This is a genomic window from Salegentibacter sp. 24 (assembly GCF_004362395.1).
GTDB lineage: Bacteria > Bacteroidota > Bacteroidia > Flavobacteriales > Flavobacteriaceae > Salegentibacter.
In genome coordinates, this window is record NZ_SNWE01000009.1 from 101,791 (window position 1) to 125,043 (window position 23,253).

General features: G+C 37.3%; 21 protein-coding genes. 10 read left to right on the plus strand and 11 right to left on the minus strand.

Annotated elements, in window-relative coordinates; genetic code table 11:
• Positions 1-67 precede the first annotated feature (67 nt).
• Both DET49_RS08420 and DET49_RS08425 read left to right on the plus strand, forming a co-directional pair.
• Complete coding sequence (locus DET49_RS08420; RefSeq protein ID WP_133547654.1) at positions 68-835, plus strand: enoyl-CoA hydratase/isomerase family protein; 768 nt, start codon at positions 68-70, stop codon at positions 833-835.
• Positions 836-1,108: 273 nt separating this feature from the next.
• Positions 1,109-1,297 (plus strand): hypothetical protein, encoded by a 189-nt coding sequence (locus tag DET49_RS08425; RefSeq protein WP_133547655.1) that lies wholly within the window; start codon positions 1,109-1,111, stop codon positions 1,295-1,297.
• A 110-nt stretch (positions 1,298-1,407) separates the two neighbouring features.
• On the opposite strand, the gene DET49_RS08430 is transcribed toward DET49_RS08425, so the two are convergent.
• A complete protein-coding gene (locus tag DET49_RS08430) occupies positions 1,408-2,064 on the minus strand; it encodes a 2OG-Fe(II) oxygenase (RefSeq protein ID WP_133547656.1) in 657 nt (218 codons plus the stop codon).
• A 100-nt stretch (positions 2,065-2,164) separates the two neighbouring features.
• Between DET49_RS08430 and DET49_RS08435 the strand changes: the two genes are divergently transcribed.
• Together DET49_RS08435 and DET49_RS08440 are read left to right on the plus strand one after the other, a co-directional pair.
• On the plus strand, positions 2,165-2,620 hold the full coding sequence (locus DET49_RS08435) for a 6-pyruvoyl trahydropterin synthase family protein (protein ID WP_133547657.1): 456 nt from the start codon (positions 2,165-2,167) through the stop codon (positions 2,618-2,620).
• An 85-nt stretch (positions 2,621-2,705) separates the two neighbouring features.
• Entirely contained in the window at positions 2,706-3,461 is a 756-nt protein-coding gene (locus DET49_RS08440) for a UDP-2,3-diacylglucosamine diphosphatase (RefSeq protein WP_133547658.1), read from the plus strand.
• A gap of 326 nt (positions 3,462-3,787) precedes the next feature.
• Here the strand turns inward: DET49_RS08440 and DET49_RS08445 are convergent, their stop codons facing one another.
• Both DET49_RS08445 and recJ read right to left on the minus strand, forming a co-directional pair.
• Positions 3,788-4,141, minus strand: coding sequence for a hypothetical protein (locus tag DET49_RS08445; protein ID WP_133547659.1), 354 nt, complete (start codon positions 4,139-4,141; stop codon positions 3,788-3,790).
• A gap of 62 nt (positions 4,142-4,203) precedes the next feature.
• Positions 4,204-5,898, minus strand: coding sequence for a single-stranded-DNA-specific exonuclease RecJ (gene recJ, locus DET49_RS08450; protein ID WP_133547660.1), 1,695 nt, complete (start codon positions 5,896-5,898; stop codon positions 4,204-4,206).
• Positions 5,899-6,084: 186 nt separating this feature from the next.
• On the opposite strand from recJ, the gene ade reads away from it, so the two are divergent.
• Entirely contained in the window at positions 6,085-7,716 is a 1,632-nt protein-coding gene (gene ade / locus DET49_RS08455) for an adenine deaminase (RefSeq protein ID WP_133547661.1), read from the plus strand.
• A gap of 52 nt (positions 7,717-7,768) precedes the next feature.
• On the opposite strand, the gene rsmI is transcribed toward ade, so the two are convergent.
• Both rsmI and DET49_RS08465 read right to left on the minus strand, forming a co-directional pair.
• Entirely contained in the window at positions 7,769-8,443 is a 675-nt protein-coding gene (rsmI, locus tag DET49_RS08460; RefSeq protein ID WP_133547699.1) for a 16S rRNA (cytidine(1402)-2'-O)-methyltransferase, read from the minus strand.
• 11 nt (positions 8,444-8,454) lie between these two features.
• Complete coding sequence (locus tag DET49_RS08465) at positions 8,455-9,249, minus strand: hypothetical protein (protein WP_133547662.1); 795 nt, start codon at positions 9,247-9,249, stop codon at positions 8,455-8,457.
• A 281-nt stretch (positions 9,250-9,530) separates the two neighbouring features.
• Here DET49_RS08465 and DET49_RS08470 point away from each other — a divergent pair, with 281 nt between their 5' ends.
• From DET49_RS08470 to DET49_RS08490, 5 genes are all read left to right on the plus strand, one after another.
• Positions 9,531-10,178: a thymidine kinase gene (locus tag DET49_RS08470; RefSeq protein WP_133547663.1), complete on the plus strand. Its 648-nt coding sequence runs from the start codon at positions 9,531-9,533 to the stop codon at positions 10,176-10,178.
• Positions 10,171-11,277 (plus strand): alanine racemase, encoded by a 1,107-nt coding sequence (alr, locus tag DET49_RS08475; RefSeq protein WP_133547664.1) that lies wholly within the window; start codon positions 10,171-10,173, stop codon positions 11,275-11,277. Before DET49_RS08470 ends, alr begins: the two co-directional genes overlap by 8 nt.
• Before the next feature lie 75 nt (positions 11,278-11,352).
• Complete coding sequence (mscL, locus tag DET49_RS08480) at positions 11,353-11,787, plus strand: large conductance mechanosensitive channel protein MscL (RefSeq protein ID WP_133547665.1); 435 nt, start codon at positions 11,353-11,355, stop codon at positions 11,785-11,787.
• Positions 11,788-12,059: 272 nt separating this feature from the next.
• Positions 12,060-13,049: an aspartate-semialdehyde dehydrogenase gene (locus tag DET49_RS08485; protein ID WP_133547666.1), complete on the plus strand. Its 990-nt coding sequence runs from the start codon at positions 12,060-12,062 to the stop codon at positions 13,047-13,049.
• Between the two features lie 93 nt (positions 13,050-13,142).
• Complete coding sequence (locus tag DET49_RS08490) at positions 13,143-15,299, plus strand: prolyl oligopeptidase family serine peptidase (RefSeq protein WP_133547667.1); 2,157 nt, start codon at positions 13,143-13,145, stop codon at positions 15,297-15,299.
• A 66-nt stretch (positions 15,300-15,365) separates the two neighbouring features.
• Here DET49_RS08490 and DET49_RS08495 read toward each other — a convergent pair whose 3' ends face one another.
• The 6 genes from DET49_RS08495 to DET49_RS08520 form a co-directional block, all read right to left on the minus strand.
• On the minus strand, positions 15,366-16,595 hold the full coding sequence (locus DET49_RS08495; protein WP_133547668.1) for a C40 family peptidase: 1,230 nt from the start codon (positions 16,593-16,595) through the stop codon (positions 15,366-15,368).
• 91 nt (positions 16,596-16,686) lie between these two features.
• The gene (locus DET49_RS08500; protein WP_133547669.1) at positions 16,687-17,703 is read right to left on the minus strand and encodes a dipeptide epimerase; all 1,017 of its coding nucleotides are present in this window, start codon (positions 17,701-17,703) and stop codon (positions 16,687-16,689) included.
• 12 nt (positions 17,704-17,715) lie between these two features.
• Positions 17,716-19,173: a sodium:solute symporter gene (locus tag DET49_RS08505; RefSeq protein ID WP_133547670.1), complete on the minus strand. Its 1,458-nt coding sequence runs from the start codon at positions 19,171-19,173 to the stop codon at positions 17,716-17,718.
• A 6-nt stretch (positions 19,174-19,179) separates the two neighbouring features.
• Positions 19,180-20,775 carry a glycoside hydrolase family 10 protein gene (locus DET49_RS08510; protein ID WP_133547671.1) on the minus strand — a complete coding sequence of 532 codons (1,596 nt, stop codon included), beginning with the start codon at positions 20,773-20,775 and terminating at the stop codon, positions 19,180-19,182.
• Between the two features lie 56 nt (positions 20,776-20,831).
• Positions 20,832-21,647 carry an N-acetylmuramic acid 6-phosphate etherase gene (murQ, locus tag DET49_RS08515; RefSeq protein WP_133547672.1) on the minus strand — a complete coding sequence of 272 codons (816 nt, stop codon included), beginning with the start codon at positions 21,645-21,647 and terminating at the stop codon, positions 20,832-20,834.
• A 16-nt stretch (positions 21,648-21,663) separates the two neighbouring features.
• A complete protein-coding gene (locus tag DET49_RS08520; RefSeq protein WP_166636560.1) occupies positions 21,664-23,244 on the minus strand; it encodes a beta-N-acetylhexosaminidase in 1,581 nt (526 codons plus the stop codon).
• Between the last annotated feature and the right edge of the window lie 9 nt (positions 23,245-23,253).

Here is a 23,253-nt window from a genome sequence, read left to right on the forward strand (position 1 = left end):
ACTGAAACAGGATATTTCATTTTAATCTTTTTAAATTTGGCTATTCAGTTAAATGAAAAGTCATTTTATGTCAACATCACGAGAAAACGGGAGTTTATACACCAACATTGAAAATGGAATTGCACATCTGGAATTTGGTCACCCAGCCAGTAATTCATTTCCCTCAGAGCTTTTAAACCGCCTTGAGAAAGAATTTGAAAACTTATCTGAAGACAATAGCGTAAAAGTGATTTTATTGAAGTCCGAAGGAGAAAAAGCTTTTTGCGCCGGTGCTTCTTTTGATGAGCTGGTAGCTATTGAAACCATGCAGGCGGGAAAATTATTCTTCTCAGGTTTTGCCAAGGTTTTAAATGCAATGCGAAAATGTAAAAAACTAATCGTAGGCCGAATTCAGGGAAAAACCGTTGGCGGTGGAGTTGGATTGGTTTCGGCCTGCGATTATGCGATGGCTACAGATGCTGCAGCAGTGAAACTTTCAGAAATCAGTATAGGAATAGGTCCGTTTGTCATTGCCCCCGCAGTTGAACGTAAAATTGGTGTTGGTGCGCTAGCCGAATTAAGCCTGGCAGCCCACGAATGGAAAAACGCTTATTGGGCAAAAGAAAAAGGGCTTTACGCACGTGTATTTGAGAATTTAAAAGATTTAGATAAGGAAATAGCACTTTTTACCGAAAAACTAGCTTCTTACAATCCCGAAGCACTTTATGAAATGAAAAAAATGTTCTGGAAAGATACCGATCACTGGGAAAAATTACTTTCTGAAAGAGCAGCAATTTCAGGAGAGTTGGTTCTTTCTGATTTCACTAAAACAGCTTTGAAGAAATATAAAAAATAAATGAAAACAGAGGGTGGAATTCGGGATTAAGGAATTCCTACGGGCAATTTTATCGCCGAAAATTTCTTTTTGCTTTTACGCTGATTTCTCATCGTTGAAAGTCCATTTTTCTTCGAACATCTTAAAAAAATCAGAAGAATTAAGCTTTAGAATAAAAAAATTCCGGGCTTGCCGCTTCACGAGGGTTTAGAGGTTGCAGATTGAACTAAATTAGCATCGCTATAACATATTTTTAGGAGAGAAAAGCTTAATTTCCATCTTAGAAAATAATTTATGATTTCACCACAAGAACATCTACCACAAGATCGACCTGCAACCAGGGAAGAACAATGGGGTTTCACCATTTGGGAATTTATAGCCGATAATTGGCTTTACCTTATGGGTATAGTACTCATTCTTGCTATCTTTCTATACTCACGCTACAACTGGAGAAGAAGGCAGCAGAAAAATCGTATGAATTAATGGGAGAAAATACTTGGGAGTTTTTAAGTTTTCTTAGTGGAATGGGGTTCTGGTTAATTTTAGCGATCATATTAATAGCAGTTGTGCTTTATAAAAAATTCAAAAAATAACTACCTGGTTTTCAACCAACCTGTAATACTTAACCTGGCGGTTTTTACCGGTTTCACCTCGTGTTCCAGCACCTGACTTTCAAAGATTACTACGCGACCGGGCATAGGATAAATCGATTTATAAATCTCAAGGTCATTTTCTTGAGAATAAATTACCAGTTCCCCTCCATTCTCGGGTTTCCAGTCTTCTTCATTCAAGTAGCAAACTAAAGAGAGCTTTCTTCTCCCATCATTCTGAAATGTATCCAAATGCCGTTGATAAAAAGTTCCTTCAGGATAAAGTGCGTAATGGAATTCTTTGGTTAAAATTCCCAGAAAACAGGTTTTATTCAAATATTCAACCAAAGAATTGATTTTGGTAAAAAAAAGTTTTTCAGCTTCTCCGCCTTCAGCTTCATTGAGCCATAGAATGAAATCCCCACGGATTGATTTTGCTACAACTTCATTTGTTTTATTGCCAATTGCAGCCTTCTTGAATTGCGATTCCTCAAACTTTGCTTTTAATGAATCCCGCAGCATTGCAACTTCTTCTAAATCAAAAAAATCATCTACAATACAATACTGGTGATCCACCAAATTGGTAATAATCTTTTCGTAAAATGGATTTTCTTTAAAATCCAGTTGTTCAAAAAGCTCGATAGTATTCTTTGATTCCATTTTCAAATTAAAAAAGTGAACAAATATACAATAGAAAGTTATTTATGCAGTCAAAAATTTTACCGCTAAAAACCATTAACTTTGCAAAAAATAAGCTGCAATGAGCAAGATTAGGATTACTAAAAAGTTTTCTTTTGAAACCGGCCACGCCCTATACGGATACGACGGTAAATGCCGAAATGTACACGGTCACAGCTACAAACTTAGTGTTTGTGTTATTGGCGAACCTATTACTGATAAAAATAACGTAAAGTTCGGAATGGTCATAGATTTTGGGGATCTTAAAAAGATCGTAAAAACTGAAATTGTAGATAGATTTGACCACGCCACAGTTTTCAATAGGAACACTCCACATCTGGAATTGGCTGAGGAATTAAAAAATCGCGGTCATCATGTTATACTCGTGGAATACCAGCCTACCAGCGAAAATATGGTGGTTGATTTTGCTGAAAAAATCCAGAGACATTTGCCAGACCATATAAAACTTCATTCGCTAAAACTTCAGGAAACTGAATCCAGTTTTGCGCAATGGTGCGCAAGTGACCAGGTCCAGTAATATACCTGGGTAGGAAAGCTAATTGAATTTTAACCCCTTTAAGCCTTATTAAAATATTTATCTTTACAGCTTAGAACAGTAATTTATGACTATTCCTGAAGGCAAAAAAGTTTATTTTTCCAGCGACAATCATCTTGGAGCGCCTACTCAGGAAGACAGCAGGCCTCGGGAAGTAAAATTTGTAAAATGGCTGGATGAAATAAAAGAAGACGCCTCTGCTATTTTCCTTTTAGGGGATTTATTCGATTTCTGGTTTGAATATAAACACGCTGTTCCAAAAGGTTTTGTAAGAGTTTTAGGAAAATTAGCAGAAATTAAAGATAATGGGATCCCTGTTTATTTTTTTGTTGGAAACCACGATTTGTGGATGCACAATTATTTTGAGAAGGAACTCAATATTCCTGTATTTCATAAACCAAAAGAATTCCTATTTAACGATAAAACCTTTCTTATAGGTCATGGGGACGGATTAGGTCCAGGAGATCATGGCTATAAACGGATGAAAAAAGTATTTACCAATCCTTTTTCAAAATGGCTTTACCGTTGGCTGCATCCCGATGTAGGAATTCCATTGGCCCAGTATTTTTCTGTTAAAAACAAGGCGATTTCTGGAGATGAAGAGCAGAAATTTTTAGGTGAAGAAAAAGAATGGCTTATTCAGTATTGCCGTCGTAAATTAACAGAAAAGCACTATGATTATTTTCTCTTTGGGCATCGGCATTTACCGTTGGAAATAGATTTGAACGGCAAATCGACATACATTAATACCGGCGATTGGATCAATTTTTACACCTACGCGGTTTTTGATGGGGAAAAGACAAGTTTAAAAAAGTTAAAATAATAAAGAAGTACTTTCTGAAATTGGAGCAACAGACTGCAATCTTAAGGAGTTTATTTTAAATTTTCTAAAATTAAGCTTTAATGTTAAAATTTGGCCTACTTATAAGTTACAAGTATGCCAATACTTACTTGCAGAGTTCGAACATTACTTTTTAACGCCACTTGGCATAAAAGACTAAATCAAACGTGTTACTCAGTATTTTTTTGCAACAATAGAGCAAAATTTCATTTCTCCCTTATTGTATAATACATCAAAGTACTTTAAAGCCAACCCTTTGTTTTTAACCTTTGCCATAATCGGAGTAAACATTTTTTTTACAAAATCGTTTAATTCTTGCCACATCCGTTTATATAATCCTCCAGTTTCAATTTAAATAAAGTCCCTTCTATTAAATCGGAAATTTGTTCTAGTTCCTGAAAGCTCACGGCGAAATCCATTTTTTCAAGTGGAGACCTCAATAAGATATTTCTGCAGGATTTAGATTTCCTGCAGTTGGTGCAATTATAATATTTAGCAGTTTGGATATTCTTGGAAAAATACTGAATTTCTTCAGGTAAGAGATAAAAACCCATGTCCTTAAACACCATTTGAATCCTTTTAGAATCAGTATTGGGAATACTATTTTTCCACCGAAATGCAATCCCAAGATTGTTATGATAGACTATTGCAACATCTTCCATTTTAAAAAACAGTTTGCCCAAATATAATATTATTATTTAAAATGAATCTAAATAGAGGAAGTTTATTCACTAATATCTTTTAATTTTAACTGAATGGAAACATTCCCATTCCATTCATTTTCATCTAAAGAATAGACGGCTTTAAAGCATTTACTCTCTTTAATTATTTCGAATTTTTCTCCTAAGCCGAAACCGATCGTATCAAATATACCAGACTTTCCTTTTTGGGTAACCTGGCATTTTAAATGGTCTTTTTCGACACCAACGCATTTTCCATAACCGGTATCGGTAAGATATTGGGACATAAAAACCGGGGTCATATTCCCGGGCCCAAAGGGAGCGAATTGTTTTAAAATCCGGAAAAATTTCGGCGTAATTTCCTCCAGGTCAATTTCGGCATCAACGGAAATTTCAGGAATTAGCAGACGTCTATCCATAGTTTCAGAAACCACGGATTCAAACTTAGTTTTAAAATTCTCATATTCCGATACTTTTAATGTAAGCCCCGCTGCATATTTATGTCCCCCAAACTGCTCAATATGTTCTTTACAGGCCTCCAATGCATTATACACATCGAATCCTTTCACCGAACGTGCGGAAGCGGCAAGGTCTGCCCCGCTTTTTGTAAAGACAAGAGTTGGGCGGTAATAGGTTTCTATAAGACGAGAAGCGACAATGCCAATTACGCCCTTATGCCAGGTCTCTCGATAAACTACCGTGGTATTTTTTTTCTGTTCTTTTAAATCTTCAATTTGTGCGAGAGCTTCAATTGTAATCTCTTTATCGGTAGATCTTCTCTCCTCATTAAAACTCTCAATTTCAGCAGCCAATTTAATTGCAACAGCCTGGTCTTCCTCGGTAAGTAAATCTACTGCGTGAAGGCCATGTTTCATCCTTCCTGCTGCATTGATAAGCGGCGCTAGGATAAAAATTAGGTCACTACTAGTGAATTTCTGCTTTTTTACTCTGGATAGAATCGCCTTAAACCCCATTCTTGGAGCTACATTGATCACATTTAATCCATGATAGGCCAGAATCCTATTTTCACCAGTCATAGGGACCATATCGGCACCAATTGCCGTGGCTACAAGATCAAGATATGGAAGTAAAACTTCCGGGGCTCCCCCTCTTTTGGTATTAATTGCTTGTATTAATTTAAACCCGACACCGCAACCACAGAGCTCCTTGTAAGGGTATTCACAATCTTCACGCTTGGGATCCAGAACCGCAACGGCTTGTGGAATGGTGATTCCGGGACGGTGATGATCGCAAATTATAAAATCAATGCCTTTTTCAGCCGCATAAATTACTTTGTCAATGGCTTTAATTCCGCAATCCAGAGCAATAATCAATGAAATTTCATTATCTGCCGCAAAATCAATTCCCTGGTAAGATACGCCATATCCTTCAGCATATCTGTCAGGAATGTAAGTTGCTACATTTGGGGTAAGGGTTTTTAGGAAGGAAGACATCAAGGCGACACTTGTGGTTCCATCTACATCATAATCCCCATAAACCATAATTTTCTCTTCGAAAGCGATCGCTTGTTGAATTCGTTTTACAGCCATCCTCATATCTTTCATTAAATATGGATCATGAAGATCATCCAAACTGGGTCTAAAAAATTTTTTTGCGGCTTCAAAAGTATCGATACCTCGCTGAATCAAAAGCGTAGCTATAATTGGCGTAACGCCTAATTCCCCGGCAAGTTTATTCACAACCAAAGAATCAGGTTCAGGTTTTAAAGTCCAGCGCATTTAATTTTTTTTCAAAAATACATATAGTATTCCAATCCCAATAAGAGAGATTTGACTAAAACCCACTTCCAAAATAATTCGGGCAATTAATTATATTCCTTAATTTCACACTATAAAATCAGCCTGGTGCTGAACATAAAAAATAAGAAGACATTGGCTAAATATTAACCTGGGAAAAATTATAAAATGGTGAAAATTATACAGGGACAGCTCGTAGATATTAAAAATAGAAACATCTTCTCTGCACAGATCAGCATCGAACACGGAAAAATAACAAAGATTGAGGAAAAACAGCACGATGTAAAAAACTATCTAATGCCGGGATTCATCGATGCGCATATACATATTGAAAGTTCTATGCTGGTCCCTTCTGAGTTTGCAAGATTGGCAGTAGTTCACGGGACGGTAGCCACTGTTTCAGATCCTCATGAAATTGCTAATATTCTCGGAAAAGAAGGGGTTAAGTTTATGATTGAAAATGGAAATAAAAGCCCCCTTAAATTCAATTTTGGTGCGCCCTCCTGTGTTCCCGCAACAAATTTTGAAACCTCCGGAGCGGTTATTAATTCTGATGATATTAAAGAGCTCCTTGCGTATCCAGAAATTAAATACCTGGCCGAAATGATGAATTACCCCGGGGTGATTTTTAAAGATGAAGAAGTGACCAAAAAAATCGACTGGGCCAAACATTTTAGTAAACCTATTGATGGACACGCTCCCGGTTTACGTGGGGAAGAAGTAAAAAAATATGCTAAAGCCGGAATTTCTACAGATCATGAATGCTATACCTATGAAGAATCTGAAGAAAAAATTGGTTTAGGGATGAAAGTCATCATCCGGGAAGGTAGTGCGGCTAAAAATTTTGAAGCACTTATCGATTTGCTTCCCAAACATCACGAAAATTTAATGTTCTGTTCAGACGATAAGCATCCTGACGATCTAGTTGAAGGACACATCAATCAGCTTTGTGCTCGCGCTGTTGCCAAAGGTTTTGATGTTTTCAAAGTTCTGGAAGTGGCATGTATAAATCCTATAAAACATTATCATTTGGAAGTTGGCCAATTAAAGGTTGGTGATCCTGCCGATTTTATTGTCGTAAAGGATTTAACGCAATTTGATGTGCTACAAACTTATATTGAAGGAGAATTGCTTGCCCAAAATGGCAAGTCTCTTATACAAGCTTCTGCATTTGAGAAACCAAATAATTTTAATACCTCTATTAAAAAACCAGGAGATTTTAATGTAAAAGCGAGCGCTAAGAGGGTAAAAGTAATAGAGGCTGTGGATGGAGAACTTTTCACTAACGAACTTCAGCTAAAAGCCTTGGAAAAAAATGGAAATCTCGTTTCCGATATCGAAAATGATATTTTAAAAATCACCGTAGTAAACCGGTATGAAGACCAGCCCCCGGCCATGGCTTTTATAAAGAATTTTGGACTAAAAAAAGGAGCCATAGCTAGCTCTGTAGCGCACGATTCTCATAATATTATCGCTGTTGGAATATCGGATGAAGAAATTTGTAATGCAGTAAACCTCATCATAAAGCATAAAGGCGGAATATGCAGCGTGAATAAAAATGTTCATAAAGTGCTCCCCCTACCAATTGCAGGAATTATTAGTGAAAAAGATGGTTGGGAAACCGGAAAATTATACCAGGAAATTGATAAAATGGCAAAAGATTTAGGCAGCACTTTAAAAGCTCCGTTTATGACGCTTTCTTTTATGGCGCTCCTGGTAATTCCTGATTTAAAACTCTCGGATAAAGGTTTATTCAGTGGAAAAAAATTTGATTTTGTCGATTTGGTAGACCCGAATTAGTATTCAGTTTATTCTAGTCTAAACTGATACTTCAAAAAGAATGATTATCAATTTACTTTGATTTTCCCTCTACTACAATAACAATTTCACCCTTGGGTGGCTTTTGAGTGTAATGCTGAAGTACTTCAGCCATAGTTCCCCGACGTGTTTCTTCGTGAAGTTTTGTGATCTCCCTGGAAACTGATACCAGACGGTCTTGGCCAAAATATTCCATGAAATGCTTTAATGTTTTAAGCAATTTATGCGGTGATTCATAAAAAATCATGGTTCTGGTTTCCTGGGCAAGTAAATTCAATCGAGTTTGCCTGCCTTTTTTTACTGGTAAAAATCCCTCAAAAATAAACTTATCATTCGGGAATCCACTGTTTACTAAAGCAGGAACAAAAGCTGTAGCTCCCGGTAGGCAATCTACTTCAATGCTTGCCTGCACACAGGCCCGTGTCAACAAAAAACCTGGATCGGAAATTGCTGGAGTTCCCGCATCACTTATGAGGGCCATATTTTCACCATTTTTAATACGCTCAACAATGCTCTCTACCGTCTTATGCTCGTTGTGCATATGATGACTTTGCATGGGAGTACTAATTTCATAATGCTTTAGAAGCTTCCCACTGGTTCGAGTGTCTTCGGCAAGGATAGTATTAACCTCTTTTAGTACTTTTACGGCCCTAAAAGTCATATCCTCTAAATTGCCTATTGGAGTGGGTACCAGGAATAATTTCCCCATCATGAATCGATTTAACTATGGAATTTATTTTCTACTTTTTCCATAAATCGTTGTTCATAATCTTCTTTTCCCTCCCAGTGATTATAATCTGGTTTTACTACCAACTGGATGAACTTTTGAGCTTCATTTAATGAGCTAAAAGTATTTAACTGAGAAAGTACTCGGTTATAATCGGAAGAATTCCCATCAAAAAGATTTTTTATAAAGGAAAGACGTTCGTTGAGTCCAATATTGATTCCTTTTTTCAACCTGTCGTTTACAGATCTTGGCTTTTGGTCTTTCTGCCGATTATTTAAAGGTTCAAAATCAGGAAGATTATCATAGTCGACCCCAATATTGCTAAAATCGTTTTTGGCCGCTTCGTTTTTTGGCTGTTCAGGCTCTTCTTTTACTTCGGGCGCCTGTTGTTTAACTGGTGGAGCCTGAGGTTTGGGGTTTGCCTGTTCAATAAGTTCGTCTACACGCTCAGATTCTGCAGGCATTTGCGCAACAATATCTTTGATCTTCTCCGTATTGGGCTCTGTTATGGCGTCAGCATCTTCGCGATATTCGGTACCATCAGGTGCGTATTGGTCACTTTCTTGCCCTACCGGGGCCTTATGCAGGTTTTTATTTTCAAGCTTTGGAGTCGGTATAACTTCAGGAGCTTCAAATGCTTGTAGGTTTTGCTCGGTAAAATTCAATATAGAAAGTTGCTCATACAAGCTCGCCGCTTTAATTTTAAGCGCCTTGGTATCCAGTTTATCCTTTTCAGAAATTATTTCTGCGGCAAGTTTTACCAGCTCTTCTTTAAGTTTATTTTTCATTTTTCAGCAATATTTATGAACCCAATTTTTATTTTAAAGCCTCTTTTAATATTTAAATTAAACTCCTACAAAAAAAATGCCTCACTCACTAAATGAGATTTAAAATATTTTGACCAGTAGGTCGAAAATATTATTTTTTTCGCCATCCTGCTATGTAAATTTGCCTGTAAGTAGTTTAATAACTTTAGCGGTCAGCAACTGTTAATGGCTTGTATTTTTAATAAATTTGTTCCACCTTTATCAAAAAGAGTAAGTTCCCATTTCGATTTGAAAATTACAAAATGTTTCTCGAAAATACAGTAAATCACGAAGAGCAATTTGGCTGGATTGAAGTTATTTGCGGCAGTATGTTCTCTGGCAAGACTGAGGAGCTAATACGTCGCTTAAAAAGAGCTCAATTCGCCAAACAGACGGTAGAAATTTTTAAACCTGCCATAGACACTCGTTATGACAAGGAAATGGTGGTCTCCCATGATTCGAATGAAATTAGGTCGACACCAGTACCATCGGCTTCGAATATTAGGATTCTCGCCGACGGTTGCGATGTAGTGGGAATTGACGAAGCCCAGTTTTTTGATGATGAAATTGTTACCGTATGTAACGATTTGGCTAACCGTGGAGTTCGGGTAATTGTTGCCGGCCTTGATATGGATTTCAAAGGTAACCCATTTGGTCCGATGCCGTACCTTATGGCTACTGCTGAGTATGTAACTAAGGTTCATGCGGTTTGTACGCGCACAGGCAATCTGGCTCAGTTTAGCTACCGGAAAGCCATTAACGACGATCTTGTTTTTCTAGGCGAGAATGAAGAATATGAACCGCTAAGCCGTGGTGCCTATTACAAGGCAATGCTTAGAGAAAGAGTTAAGAAATTAGACGTGAATGATGCAGAAGAACTCCACCCAAATTTAAAGAAAAAGAATGCCTAAAGCAGAAGAAACCGTTCTGGAAATAGATCTAAACGCACTTGTCCATAATTTTAAAACTTTAAAATCGCAGTTATCACCCGGGGTTAAATTTATGTCGGTTATAAAAGCTTATGCATATGGGAATGATTCTGTAGCAATAGCCAAAAAACTGGATGAACTGGGTACCGATTATTTCGCTGTTGCTTATACTGAAGAAGGTATTAGACTGCGTAAGGCAGGGATTAGCAAACCTATTTTAATATTACATCCTCAGCCAATAAATTATGCTGCGATTATAGAAAATTGCCTAGAACCTAATTTGTATAGTCCTAGAACGCTACAGCTTTTTATAGAAGCCGCTGAAAAACGAGATCAGAAAGATTATCCTATTCATTTAAAATTCAATACGGGAATGAATCGTCTTGGGTTTACCCAAGAAAATTCTCATCATATTCCTGAGAAATTAGAAAATACAAAATCGGTAAAAGTAGCCTCAGTCTTTTCACATTTAGCAGCCAGTGAGGATTGGAAGGAAAGGGAATTTACCTTATCCCAAATTTATATATTCAAGGATTTAGTTGGCAAACTATTGGATCAAGTAGGATATGAACCACTTTTACATCTCTGTAATACTTCGGCTATCTTCAATTATCCTTCAGCAACTTTTTCTATGGTAAGAAGTGGCCTGGGCCTTTATGGTTTCGCTAACGATGCTATTTTGGACAAAAAATTAAAACCGGTTGGCACCCTTAAAACACTGATTTCTCAAATTCAGAATTTAAAACAAGGAGATACGGTTGGTTACGGCCGTGCTTTTATAGCTGAAGAACCTACCAGAATTGCGACACTTCCTATAGGCCACGCTGATGGTATTAAACGAATTTATGGTCACGGAAAAGCCGGTGTTTTTGTAAATGGTTTATTTGCACCGATAGTGGGAAATGTTTGTATGGACATTATTATGATAGACGTCACTAAAATTGAATGTAAAGAGGGGGATGAAGTAATTATTTTTGGAGGTCCCCAACACGTAACAAAACTTGCCGCTGATGGAGGGACAGTTTCCTATGAACTTATTACCGGGGTTTCCCAAAGGGTAAAACGTGTAATTATCCAGTGATTTTATTTTGCTGTAAAATTCGTTTTTAAATTTTGTGTAAATTAGTCTGGTTCTAATTAATCAACCCAATTTATCATGAGTTTTATCAAAGATTTCAAAGCTTTCTTACTTAAAGGCGACATCATAGCACTGGCTACAGCAGTAGTGATTGGTGCTGCTTTTAATAAGATTATTGCCTCTGTAGTTGCAGATGTAATAATGCCTATTATTGGTCTAATTACCGGGGGTACCGCTTTTACCAAAAAATTTATTTCTTTAGATGGCGTTTCTTACGATACCCTTGAAGCCGCTAGAGAAGCAGAAGCGGCAGTAATTACCTACGGAAATTTATTAGACACTATTATTAATTTTATAATCGTCGGCTTTTTCATATTTTTGATATTGAGGGCATACGAAAAGACGAAAAAAGAAAAAGAAGCACCAAAATTGGTGGAACCAAAAGGTCCAAGCCAGGAAGAATTGCTTACTCAAATTAGAGATGAGCTGAAAAAACAGCGCAATACGCCGTAAAATCATTAAAATTAAGAGCACCGCTATACTGCTCATTTATTGAATAAATCGCAATTAAACCAAACCCCACAGTTTCCTGTGGGGTCTTTTTTTAACGAAAAACACCAATTAGTTTAAAAACAATAATTCTTTAGAATTTTAAGTCCTGAAAGTGGGCTAGTTAAGTTCAGGTCAATAAATTTGCGGCTGGCTTTTATGAACTTTTAAATTGATTTCCATCATATCGTATGCTAATGCATAACCCAAGTGTGGAAATACTAAAATAAATTATTATGAGAATAGCAGTGGTGGGCGCCACCGGAATGGTTGGCCAGGTAATGTTAAAGGTATTGGCAGAAAGAAATTTTCCGGTAACCGAATTATATCCCGTGGCTTCAGCAAGGTCAGTGGGGAAAAAGATCAATTTTCAGGGAAAAGACTATAAGGTTATAGGTCTTCAGGAAGCAGTGGATATCAAACCCGATATCGCTTTATTTTCAGCCGGAGGAGATACCTCACTAGAATGGGCTCCTAAATTCGCGCAAAACGGTACTACAGTTGTTGATAATTCTTCAGCCTGGAGAATGGATGAAACTAAAAAATTGGTTATCCCAGAAATAAACGCTTCAGAATTAACTAAAGAAGACAAGATCATCGCCAACCCAAACTGTTCTACAATCCAGTTATTAATGGCATTAAAACCTCTCCACGATGCTTTCAAAATTAAGCGTGTAATTGTATCTACATACCAGTCAATTACCGGAACTGGAGTAAAAGCAGTGGAACAATTGGAGAATGAATATAAAGGTGAAAAGGGTGAAATGGCTTATCCTTATCCTATTCATAAGAACGCATTACCGCATTGCGATGTATTTCAGGATAACGGCTATACCAAAGAAGAAATGAAACTAACTAAAGAAACCAAGAAAATCCTGGGCGATGATTCAGTTTCAGTAAGTGCTACTGCAATCAGGATTCCGGTTGTAGGCGGACATTCAGAATCTGTGAATATCGAGTTTGAAAATGAATTTGATGAAGCTGAAGTTAGAAAAATCTTAAGCCAATTTCCAGGAGTGACCGTCCAGGATAATCCTGAAACCAATACTTATCCTATGCCTATTTATGCTGAAGGAAAGGATGATGTATTTGTAGGAAGAATTCGAAGGGACTATTCTCAACCAAAGAGTTTAAATATGTGGGTAGTGGCCGATAATCTTAGAAAAGGTGCAGCCACCAATACAGTGCAAATTGCAGAATATCTAATTAAAAATAAATTGGTATAGTTTTTTTATAAAACAGAGAAATAAACTAATGCCCGTAAATTGTAACTTACGGGCATTTTTTATTACTAACTTTATGCATCAAATCATATTTTTATGAAAAGAACATTCTCCGGAATTTTTGCACTTGCCATCTTGTCTAGCTGTAACAATTCCGAAACCGAAAAAGAAATTAGCTTGAATTATCCCAAAACCAAAAAAGTAGATACCGTAACCGCCTATTTTGATACCAAGGTCAAAGATCCATATCGCTGGTTAGAAAATGACCGAAGTGAAGAAACCGAAGAATGGGTAAAGGCTCAAAACAAAGTTACCTTCGACTATTTGAACAGCATTCCCTATAAAAAGGAGCTTGAAAAAAGACTTTCAGAAATATGGAATTACGAAAAAATAGGTGCTCCTTTTAAAGAAGGAGATTATACTTATTTCTACAAAAATGACGGTTTACAAAATCAATATGTAGTTTATAGAAAAAAAGGAGAAAATGGGAAGAAAGAAGTATTTCTTGATCCTAATAAATTTAGCGACGATGGCACCACGTCTCTAGCAGGCTTAAGCTTTTCAAAAGATGGTAGTAAAGCTGCATACGCAATTTCCGAGGGTGGTAGCGACTGGCGTAAAATTATTATTATTGATACTGAAAATAAAAAACGTGCGGAAGATACACTTCAGAATGTAAAATTCAGCGGGATTTCTTGGAGAGGTAACGATGGCTTCTATTATTCCAGTTACGAAAAACCAGAAGGCAGCCAGCTTTCGGCAAAAACAGATCAACACAGATTATTCTATCATAAACTAGGAACTTCCCAGAGTGAAGACGAAGTGGTTTTTGGAACTTCTGAAGCTCAAAAACACCGTTATGTTAGCGGAAGCGTTTCAGAAGATGATAGATTTTTATTTATTTCCGCCAGGAATTCTACCTCTGGTGGAAAATTATTTATGAAAGAACTTACTAAAGATGAGGATGAACTCGTCACTATCCTAGATCACGAAAATTCAGATACCTATGTGGTGGATAACCAGGGAAACAATCTTTTTATAGTGACTAATTTGAATGCACCAAATCGAAAAGTTGTAACGGTGAATGCGGCAAACCCTACTCCCGAAAACTGGAAAGATTTTATTGCTGAAACCGAAAACGTTTTGAGCCCTTCTACAGGGGGTGGTTATTTCTTTGCCGAATATATGGTAGATGCGGTTTCTAAAGTAAAACAATACGATTATAACGGAAATTTAGTAAGGGAGGTTGAACTTCCTGGAATTGGTTCTGCCGGTGGATTTGGGACTAAAAAAGAAAATGATGAATTGTATTATTCATTCACTAATTACGTTACTCCAGGCACCATATATAAATACAATATTAAAGAAGGGACTTCTGAAATTTATAACAAACCAAACATTAAGTTCAATCCAGAGCTTTACGAAAGTAAACAGGTCTTTTATACTTCTAAAGATGGGACAAAAATTCCTATGATCATTACTCACAAAAAAGGCCTTGAGCTAAATGGAAAGAACCCTACTATGCTGTATGGTTATGGAGGATTCAATGTTAGTTTAACACCATCTTTTAGTACCGCAAATGCTATCTGGCTGGAGCAGGGTGGAATTTATGCTGTTCCGAACCTTCGAGGTGGTGGTGAATATGGCAAAGAATGGCACGATGCAGGAATTAAATTAAAAAAACAAAACGTTTTTGATGATTTTATTGCTGCCGCGGAGTATCTTATCGAAAAAAATTATACTTCAAGCGATTTCCTGGCCATTCGAGGCGGTTCTAACGGTGGACTTTTAGTAGGTGCTACGATGACACAGCGCCCAAATCTTATGCAAGTAGCTTTACCGGCCGTTGGTGTAATGGATATGTTACGTTACCACACTTTTACCGCAGGTGCAGGTTGGGCTTACGATTATGGAACTGCAGAAGACAGTAAAGAGATGTTTGAATACCTTTATAATTATTCCCCCGTTCATAATGTCGAAAAAGGCACTGAATATCCGGCGACCTTGGTGACAACCGGAGATCATGACGATCGTGTGGTGCCCGCTCATTCCTTTAAATTTGCAGCCGAATTGCAAGATAAACAAGCTGGTGATAATCCTACGCTCATTAGGATTGAAACTAATGCTGGTCACGGAGCAGGTAAACCTACAAAAATGATTATTGAAGAATATGCCGATATTTTTGGCTTCACACTTTATAATATGGGCTTTGATGTTCTACCTAGTAAATCTGAGGAAGAAGTGAAAGGTTAAATTTTTCAACTAATAAAAAATCTCACAGAGTTTTAAATCTGTGAGATTTTTATTCTATTTATTTTACTACATTTTTACTTCTCCCGCTTCAGTCTCGGTAAATAAATCGGTGTTTTTTAGATAGATTAAGCCTTTATCTTCTTTATTCAAGATTCGTTTGGAACGCAAGTATCTATTATAATTATACTCATCAAAATCTTCTGCTTCGGTATCAAAATTACTAATGTGAACGTTTCCCATAGAATGGATGAACTTGTTATTTCCTATCCACATTCCGACGTGGATTACGCGTTCTGAAGTGGAATCAGTCGCCGGTTTTCCAAAGAAAAGCAAATCGCCTTTCACTAAATTGTCAAAATTCTTTTCGGAATCCACTACTTCCCCCGTTTTAATTTGCTGAGAAGCATCACGTGGAATTACCATTCCATTTAAAAAAAATATGGTTTTTGTATAACCACTGCAATCAACGCCTTTTGGGGAGGTGCCACCCCATAAGTAAGGTATACCCATTAACTTTTTGGAAGTCGCTACCAAATCCTCTTCGGTTTGACCTAAGGATGTTATCCAGTCATCATAAGGTTGTGCATTAGCCTTTTTTACAAAAGCTTTCTTTCCGTCCGGATATTTAACTTCATAAAATTTATTTTGCTCGCCTACAAGCTCTAAAATATTACCGGCCACAAGATCTGAAACTGTTTGGGCATCCGAATTTGGCTCTATATATGAATTCCCGGTGGGTTCTGTAAAAATAAGTTTATCGAAAGACTTCCATTGTGAAAATGCTTCTTGGCTCATATTTTCAATTCCTCCGTAATCAACCCAAGCTAAATAACCTTCTGGAGTTTGGACATAGTACCAACTTCCTTGTTTTTTATATACTTTCAGAGGTAATCCTAGGGTTGCCTGGGTAACCAACTGCGCCGAATGCTTGGGTTCATCCCTAAGATTTGCCACTGATATTTTTACCACTCCACGAGTTTTGTTATTTAGTTCTTCAGCATCAGGTAGAACGCGGATACTATCGACAAACTTTATATTTTCTGACTGTAATTTTTCTTTTAAGGATGCTACCGCCTCAGGCTTGTTTGATTCTCCTTTTAAAATATAAGATCCTCCATTTTCCTTAGCTTCAACTTCAAAAAGCGCTGTACGGGAATCTGGCGCATATGCTTCTTCCACCTCAGCAATTTTACTTTCAAGCAGTTTCTCTTCCTTTTTCTCTCCTTTTTGCTTACAGGAAGCCAAAAGAAAAAAAGAAAGAAGCAATGCCAGATAAGGTTTCGTTATTAGTATCATTGTTATAATTATTATTTCTTAATATTTAGAGAAGGATTCATCTTAAAAAAGAACCAGCAAGAGGTAAAATTACTGATTATGTGACATTATTCTATTTTTCATACAATTCCACTCCGGTACCGTTTCTTTTTGGAAAATGTACTTTTTCATCATAAACCTTGACACCGTCTGCTATATCGTTTTTAATTAAAAGTCCACCATCCATATCTACGTAATCCAGTAAGGGCAATAATTGTGCAATTGCTGAAATTCCAACTGTAGATTCAGTCATACAACCTACCATTACTTTTAAACCAAGGGACTTTCCTTTTAAAATCATTCGCTTTCCAGGGGTGATGCCGCCACATTTAGTAAGTTTAATATTTATTCCATGGAAATAGCCGGCACATTTTTCCACATCGCTTTCGACAATACAACTTTCATCGGCAATAAGTGGCAAAACAGATTCTTTATAAAGCCTTTCCATACCCTCCCAATTGTCGGCTTTTAAAGGTTGCTCCAAAAATTCAACATTTAATGCTTTTAATGCTTTGGAATTTTGAATCGCCTGATCTGTTGTCCAGGCCGCGTTTGCATCTACCCTGAATACTGCATCAGAATGTTTTCTAAGCTCCTTTACAATCGCTACATCATCCTCTGTTCCCAGTTTTATTTTATACAAGGGCCAGGGAAATTCATTAATTTTTTGGACCATTTTTTCTATGGTATCTATCCCTATGGTATAATTTGTAAGTGGAATATTTTCCAAATTCAGCCCCCATAATTTATAAAGTGGCATTTGGTTTCGTTTTCCGTGAAGATCGTGCAGGGCCATATCCAGAGCACATTGTGCAAAAGGATTATGTTTTAATTTGGACCAGGTATGTTCCCAAATTTCCTCTGGAGTTCTATCTATCATTTTAGCGATAAGTGGTTCTAAAGATTTTATATCCTCCTGCATTTTTTCAATGCTAACCCCATAATAAGAAGTAGCTGTAGCTTCTCCGTATCCTGTATATTCCCCCTCAGTTACTGCAACAACCAGGGTAGGCTGAAAATCACGAGAACCATAACTTATAGTAAAGGTATTTTTTAATTCGAGATTAAATGGGTAAAATTTCAGCTGCATCTTTTCAGAATATTATTTTGTTAAAAGCTCTTCAGCTTTTGATCTATATAAGGCGAAAAGTCCTAAAATAGTAATAGCGGCATTAATCAGGAGAATTTCAAAACCAAATTGGTAGCCATTAAACCAGGCTTCAGAATTTAAATCTAAAATTATTGAAATTATGGGTGATAAAATACATACCAATGGGACCCATTTATCGTACACCGGATTTTTACTCAACAGGCCATAAACGAATAATCCCAATAAGGGACCGTACGTAAAACCCGCCACTTTAAATACTGCGCTTACCACGCTGCTGTCATTTAATGCGTTAAATACAATAATGGTCAGGAACATGATAATAGTAAAGCCAATGTGAACTAATACTCTAGTACTCTTCTGATTTTTTTCTTTTTTCTGAATATCCAGGATATCAACACAAAATGAGGTGGTGAGAGCCGTTAATGCGGAATCTGCACTGGAAAAGGCCGCAGCTATAATCCCAAGAAGAAAAACTATACCTGCCATGATTCCAAAATAATTTAAGGCGAGCATAGGATAAAGATCGTCTGTTCTTTCGGGAATTGCGATTCCCTGATCCATGGCATATTTATAAAGCAAAACACCAAGTGCTAAAAATAACATTGTTGAAAAGAAAAAAACAATAGAAAACCAGAAAATATTTTTTTGTGCTTCTGCTTTATTCTTGCAGGTCAGGTTTTTTTGCATCACATTTTGGTCAAGACCATTCATCGCGATAGTAATAAATATTCCGGCCAGAAAACTTTTGAAAAATGCATTATTTGAACGCCAGTCCCATTCAAAAACAGTTGACATTCCACTGTTGCTAACCGTTTTGAAAACATCGGTAAATTCTAAACCCATTTCATCAACGATCATAAAAATACTTATCACCACGGCTAACAGTAAAAAAGTGGTTTGAAGAGTATCGGTCCAAACAATGGTTTTAATTCCGCCTCTATAAGTATAGAGCCAAATTAATGCGATGGTAATCAATACAGTTATCCAAAATGGAATTCCGAAGTTATCAAAAAACGCAATTTGCAATACTAAAGCCGCTAAAAAAAGTCTAAATGAAGCGCCTATGGTTTGGGAAATAAGAAAAAATGAAGCTCCAGCATAATAGGAATTCTGTCCGAAACGATCTTTTAAATATTCGTAAATGGAAATTAATTTCAGTTTATAAAATAAAGGAATTAACACTAATGCAATTACCGCATACCCAATCATATTCCCCATTACAAACTGCAAATAGTTCCAATGGGAATTGCCTACCTCACCCGGGACAGAAATAAAGGTGACCCCAGATAAGGTAGCCCCAACCATACCGTAGGCTACTAAAAACCACGGGGATTCCCGGTTAGCGGTAAAAAAAGTATTATTATCGGCCTTTTTCGAGGTAATGTGACTTATAGCCATTAACAAAAGAAAATAACCAGCGATAACGCCAAAAACGAGGATGGGGCTCATAAGTTGTTATTCTATTTCAATTTCTATGAATTCACTTTGGTTGCCGCTAGGATCCACAGCGGTTACTCCAATCTTTTCAAGCTTTGTATTATTCGTTCCCACTTCTTTTTGCAAATTCTGACTCCTTTTTTCGGCTGTTAAAATTTTATAATCCCAATTTCCGGTTTCATATTTAAAATAAACCACCCACTTTTTAATATTCTCATCATTTTTCAGTCCCCAGGTAATTTCAATTTTATCTCCGACTTCACTTACAGTGACCTTGGGTATTTCTGGGGGTGAGTTATCTAACCACGGACTCGGCGGAACCAATGTCTTTTTTCTATAAGGACCTTCCTTCAAAGCATCTGCTAGATCTTTATGTTTTAATAGAGGAGCAATACTCCAATGCACAGCGCCCTTACTTTCAGGAAGCATTCCCCTGGTAATCATAATTTGATTTATCACTTCTGTGATATGCTTTTGGTCTCCGTCGCCGGCAATATTCATTCCCGGCCAGAGATGTCGTTGTTTTGTGTTTTCGCTTTCCCACCATCCCAGTAATTCAGGAAAACTCTGCCCTAGCTGACCTATTTTCCAGTATAATTGGGGTGTATAGTAATCTACCCAACCTTCATTTAACCATAATTTAGCATCAGCGTATAATTTATTATATTGGTCATAACCCTGAACAGATTCAGGAAAACCGGGTCGCCATATACCAAAAGGACTAATTCCGAACTTTACCTGTGGTTTTTCCGCTTTAATTTCTCTATAAATTCTTTTGATAAAATCGTTTACACTCTCACGGCGCCAGTCGCTGCGAGAAAGTTCTCCCCCAGCCGCCTGGTAAGCATTCCAACTCAAATCGTCAGGAAAATCTTTACCGTTGTTATAAGACTCGTAAGGATAGAAATAATCGTCAAAATGAACACCGTCAATATCGTAGCGATTTACAATATCCATCACGACTTTAGAGGTATGATCCTGTGTTCCCTTTTGAGCTGGATCCATCCACCACATTCCATTCTCTAATTCTACAACCAGATTAGGATTGGTTTTAATGACAGATCTTTCACTAATTTCTTTTCCGGTAGTATGGTGTGCTCGGTAAGGATTCAGCCAAACATGCAATTCCAAACCACGCTGATGAGCAGCATTTATCCAAAATTTCAATGGATCGTAAAATGGTTCAGGTGCTTTTCCCTGTTTGCCCGTTAAGTAGTAAGACCAAGGTTCTATTTCACTGGCGTAAAGTGCATCAGCCTGAGGACGGACCTGGAAAATTACGGCATTAAAATTATGCTCTTCTAAAAAATCTAGAAGTTCCAGGGCCTCTTTTTGTTGTTCCGAAGTGGATAGCCCGGGTTTGCTGGGCCAATTGATATTGGCAACCGTTGCTACCCAGGCGGCACGGAATTCTTCAATATTTTTAGGGGTTTTGGGATCCCATATCACAAATTCCTTTTGGGGTTCTTCAATAACTTCAATTTTTTCAGGAATTTCTTTAACTATCTTTTCAGCCTCTGTTGGATTCTCAGGTTCTGTTTTAGCTATTTCCTGAGTTGTTTTACAGGAATGGAATAAAAAAATTGCAAGTAGTAAAAAAATTATTTTTTTCATAGGTAGACTTTGGTGAATAACGTAAAATCCTTTTTAAAATTGGTTATTACAATAGATTAAGCACTTCGAAAGGCCTCCACCGCTGCTCTTACGCTACCGTATTTTTGAAGTAATTGCTCAGCCTCTTTCACTTCAATACCTAATTCTTCCACAATCATGCGGGTGCCGCGGCTTACTAATTTTTGATTTGAAAGCTGCATATCCACCATTTTGTTGCCCTTTACCCGCCCCAATTTGATCATAACTGACGTTGTGATCATATTTAATATTAATTTCTGAGCGGTTCCAGCTTTCATTCTCGTGCTTCCGGTGACGAATTCTGGCCCTGTTATTACTTCAATAGGGTATTCACTGGCCTCGGCCAAAGGACTCTCTGAACTACAGGTAACACAGCCAGTAGTAATTCCATTTTTACGAGCTTCTTTAATTCCACCTATCACATAGGGAGTGGTTCCAGAAGCGGCAATTCCCACCAATACATCCTTTTTTGAAATTTTATATCGTTGAAGATCTTTCCAGGCTTGCTCTGTATCATCTTCAGCATTTTCCACCGCATTTCTTAAGGCAGTGTCACCCCCGGCGATTAACCCAATTACCATTTGATCTGTAACTCCAAATGTGGGAGGACATTCAGAAGCATCTAATACCCCTAATCTACCACTGGTCCCAGCACCAATATAAAAAAGTCTACCGCCCAATTTCAGTTTCTCTGTGATCTCCTTCACAAGTTTTTCTATCGCCGGAATTTGCTTTTCAACGCTCTCTGGAACGGTTTTATCTTCACTATTAATATTGTTTAGAATATCTACCGTAGTCATTTTCTCCAAATCATTGTAATTTGAAGCTTTTTCTGTATCGGGATTATTTTCCATTTGAAATTCAATTAAGTTAATCTATCCATTTAGAGTCAGGCATAAATTCTGAAAAAACACCTTTGTTGCGATTGCTGTTCCAATTAACTTCGGGGCTTCTAAAATAATTAACATCCATAAGGTCAAGGCGCAACCCGTGTCGTCCGAGACGATTTACAAAGTCTTGATAATCTTTGTTTTCATTGGCTGACCATCCAACTTCAGCCAAGGCAATTGTCCTAGGCCAAAATCTATTATCAGCAGCATCATTAGAAAGCACCATTTCGGTCCAAAGGGGTGCCTCTACTCCTATCGTATTTGGATTTTTAGCAATAAAAGTATACGCATCCTTTAAAGAAACCCCTCTTTCCTGACACCAATTATTGGTCATTTCCTGTCCCGGGATATTGGCATGATCAAAATAAAAACTGGAACAAAGAGACTGGATAACCCTTGTGTTTACTACACTCTTTGTTTTATTATTCCATCTCTGGCTAATAAACGTACTATCTACCGCTGCTTTGGTAACTTCTTCCCAACCAATAGTTGTTTTTCCTAAACCCCGAACGATAGAATCAGCTTTTATAACGAATTCCTTATAGCGTTCATCTTCAATCTCGTCTCCCCCTATATGCAAATACTCTCCTTTAGTGATTTCAGCCATCTCACCTAAAACTGTGGCGACGAAATCGTAGACTTCCGGTTTATCTAGACATAATTTACTCCAGCCTACCTGATATTCATGAAATAATTCCGGCGGTGTCGCCAATCTGGGTTCTATATTGGAAAATTCTTCGCAATTCAATTCGGGATACGCCATTAATGCTGAATAAATATGACCGGGCATATCAATTTCCGGAATGATGATAATGTTTCTTGCTGCAGCATACTCCTGGATTTCCTTATACTGCTCCTGTGTTAAATATCCGGAACGCCCTCCTTTAACAGCTCCTTTACTACCGAGCTCAGTTAGTTTTGGTTTTTGTTTTATTTCTATTCGCCAGCCTTGATCATCGGTTAAATGTAAATGCAATCTGTTTAATTTATAGAATGCCATCCTGTCCAGATGCTTTTTAATGTAATCCGGTCCAAAAAAACTGCGCGCTATATCGAGCATAGAACCTCTCCACTCAAATTTTGGAACATCGGTAACTGATAATTGCGGAAGTTTAATTTCATTTAAAACCTTTTCATTTTCTATTTCTGGTGGAAACACTTGGCGTAAGGTTTGTATTCCATAAAACAACCCTGCTTCTGTAGCTGCTTTTATTGAGACTATATTTGAAGAAATATTAAGTTTATAACCTTCTTTACCTAAACTTTGTTCTAAATCTGGCTCAAGAAGAATATTAAAGCCCGTGCAATTTTCACCCTTCATGGTATAACTTTGAGTATACGTATTTTCTAACAACTCCTGTAGCCAGGCAGCCGATGTTTCTGCGCCAGGATTAAAACAAACCACTGTGCTTTTTTGAAGTGTAAAGAAATCGTCTTTCCACTCAATTTCTGACGGCTTCGGGATGATTGCTGGTTTTGCAACTTCTAATTCTTGTGCCGATAATCCCAATTGAAATAACACTAAAAAAACTAAACTTAATTTTACTTGAATATTTTTCATCTTGAAAAT

What these genes read in the sequence shown, in the direction of transcription:
- DET49_RS08435 (WP_133547657.1), top strand. Translation starts at nt 2,165, where the DNA reads ATGAGCAAGATTAGGATTACTAAAAAGTTTTCTTTTGAAACCGGCCAC.
- DET49_RS08445 (WP_133547659.1), bottom strand. Translation starts at nt 4,141, where the DNA reads ATGGAAGATGTTGCAATAGTCTATCATAACAATCTTGGGATTGCATTT.
- DET49_RS08425 (WP_133547655.1), top strand. Translation starts at nt 1,109, where the DNA reads ATGATTTCACCACAAGAACATCTACCACAAGATCGACCTGCAACCAGG.
- DET49_RS08470 (WP_133547663.1), top strand. Translation starts at nt 9,531, where the DNA reads ATGTTTCTCGAAAATACAGTAAATCACGAAGAGCAATTTGGCTGGATT.
- recJ (WP_133547660.1), bottom strand. Translation starts at nt 5,898, where the DNA reads ATGCGCTGGACTTTAAAACCTGAACCTGATTCTTTGGTTGTGAATAAA.
- rsmI (WP_133547699.1), bottom strand. Translation starts at nt 8,443, where the DNA reads ATGGGGAAATTATTCCTGGTACCCACTCCAATAGGCAATTTAGAGGAT.
- mscL (WP_133547665.1), top strand. Translation starts at nt 11,353, where the DNA reads ATGAGTTTTATCAAAGATTTCAAAGCTTTCTTACTTAAAGGCGACATC.
- DET49_RS08505 (WP_133547670.1), bottom strand. Translation starts at nt 19,173, where the DNA reads ATGAGCCCCATCCTCGTTTTTGGCGTTATCGCTGGTTATTTTCTTTTG.
- ade (WP_133547661.1), top strand. Translation starts at nt 6,085, where the DNA reads ATGGTGAAAATTATACAGGGACAGCTCGTAGATATTAAAAATAGAAAC.
- DET49_RS08465 (WP_133547662.1), bottom strand. Translation starts at nt 9,249, where the DNA reads ATGAAAAATAAACTTAAAGAAGAGCTGGTAAAACTTGCCGCAGAAATA.
- DET49_RS08430 (WP_133547656.1), bottom strand. Translation starts at nt 2,064, where the DNA reads ATGGAATCAAAGAATACTATCGAGCTTTTTGAACAACTGGATTTTAAA.
- DET49_RS08520 (WP_166636560.1), bottom strand. Translation starts at nt 23,244, where the DNA reads ATGAAAAATATTCAAGTAAAATTAAGTTTAGTTTTTTTAGTGTTATTT.
- DET49_RS08500 (WP_133547669.1), bottom strand. Translation starts at nt 17,703, where the DNA reads ATGCAGCTGAAATTTTACCCATTTAATCTCGAATTAAAAAATACCTTT.
- DET49_RS08490 (WP_133547667.1), top strand. Translation starts at nt 13,143, where the DNA reads ATGAAAAGAACATTCTCCGGAATTTTTGCACTTGCCATCTTGTCTAGC.
- murQ (WP_133547672.1), bottom strand. Translation starts at nt 21,647, where the DNA reads ATGGAAAATAATCCCGATACAGAAAAAGCTTCAAATTACAATGATTTG.
- DET49_RS08440 (WP_133547658.1), top strand. Translation starts at nt 2,706, where the DNA reads ATGACTATTCCTGAAGGCAAAAAAGTTTATTTTTCCAGCGACAATCAT.
- DET49_RS08495 (WP_133547668.1), bottom strand. Translation starts at nt 16,595, where the DNA reads ATGATACTAATAACGAAACCTTATCTGGCATTGCTTCTTTCTTTTTTT.
- DET49_RS08485 (WP_133547666.1), top strand. Translation starts at nt 12,060, where the DNA reads ATGAGAATAGCAGTGGTGGGCGCCACCGGAATGGTTGGCCAGGTAATG.
- DET49_RS08420 (WP_133547654.1), top strand. Translation starts at nt 68, where the DNA reads ATGTCAACATCACGAGAAAACGGGAGTTTATACACCAACATTGAAAAT.
- DET49_RS08510 (WP_133547671.1), bottom strand. Translation starts at nt 20,775, where the DNA reads ATGAAAAAAATAATTTTTTTACTACTTGCAATTTTTTTATTCCATTCC.
- alr (WP_133547664.1), top strand. Translation starts at nt 10,171, where the DNA reads ATGCCTAAAGCAGAAGAAACCGTTCTGGAAATAGATCTAAACGCACTT.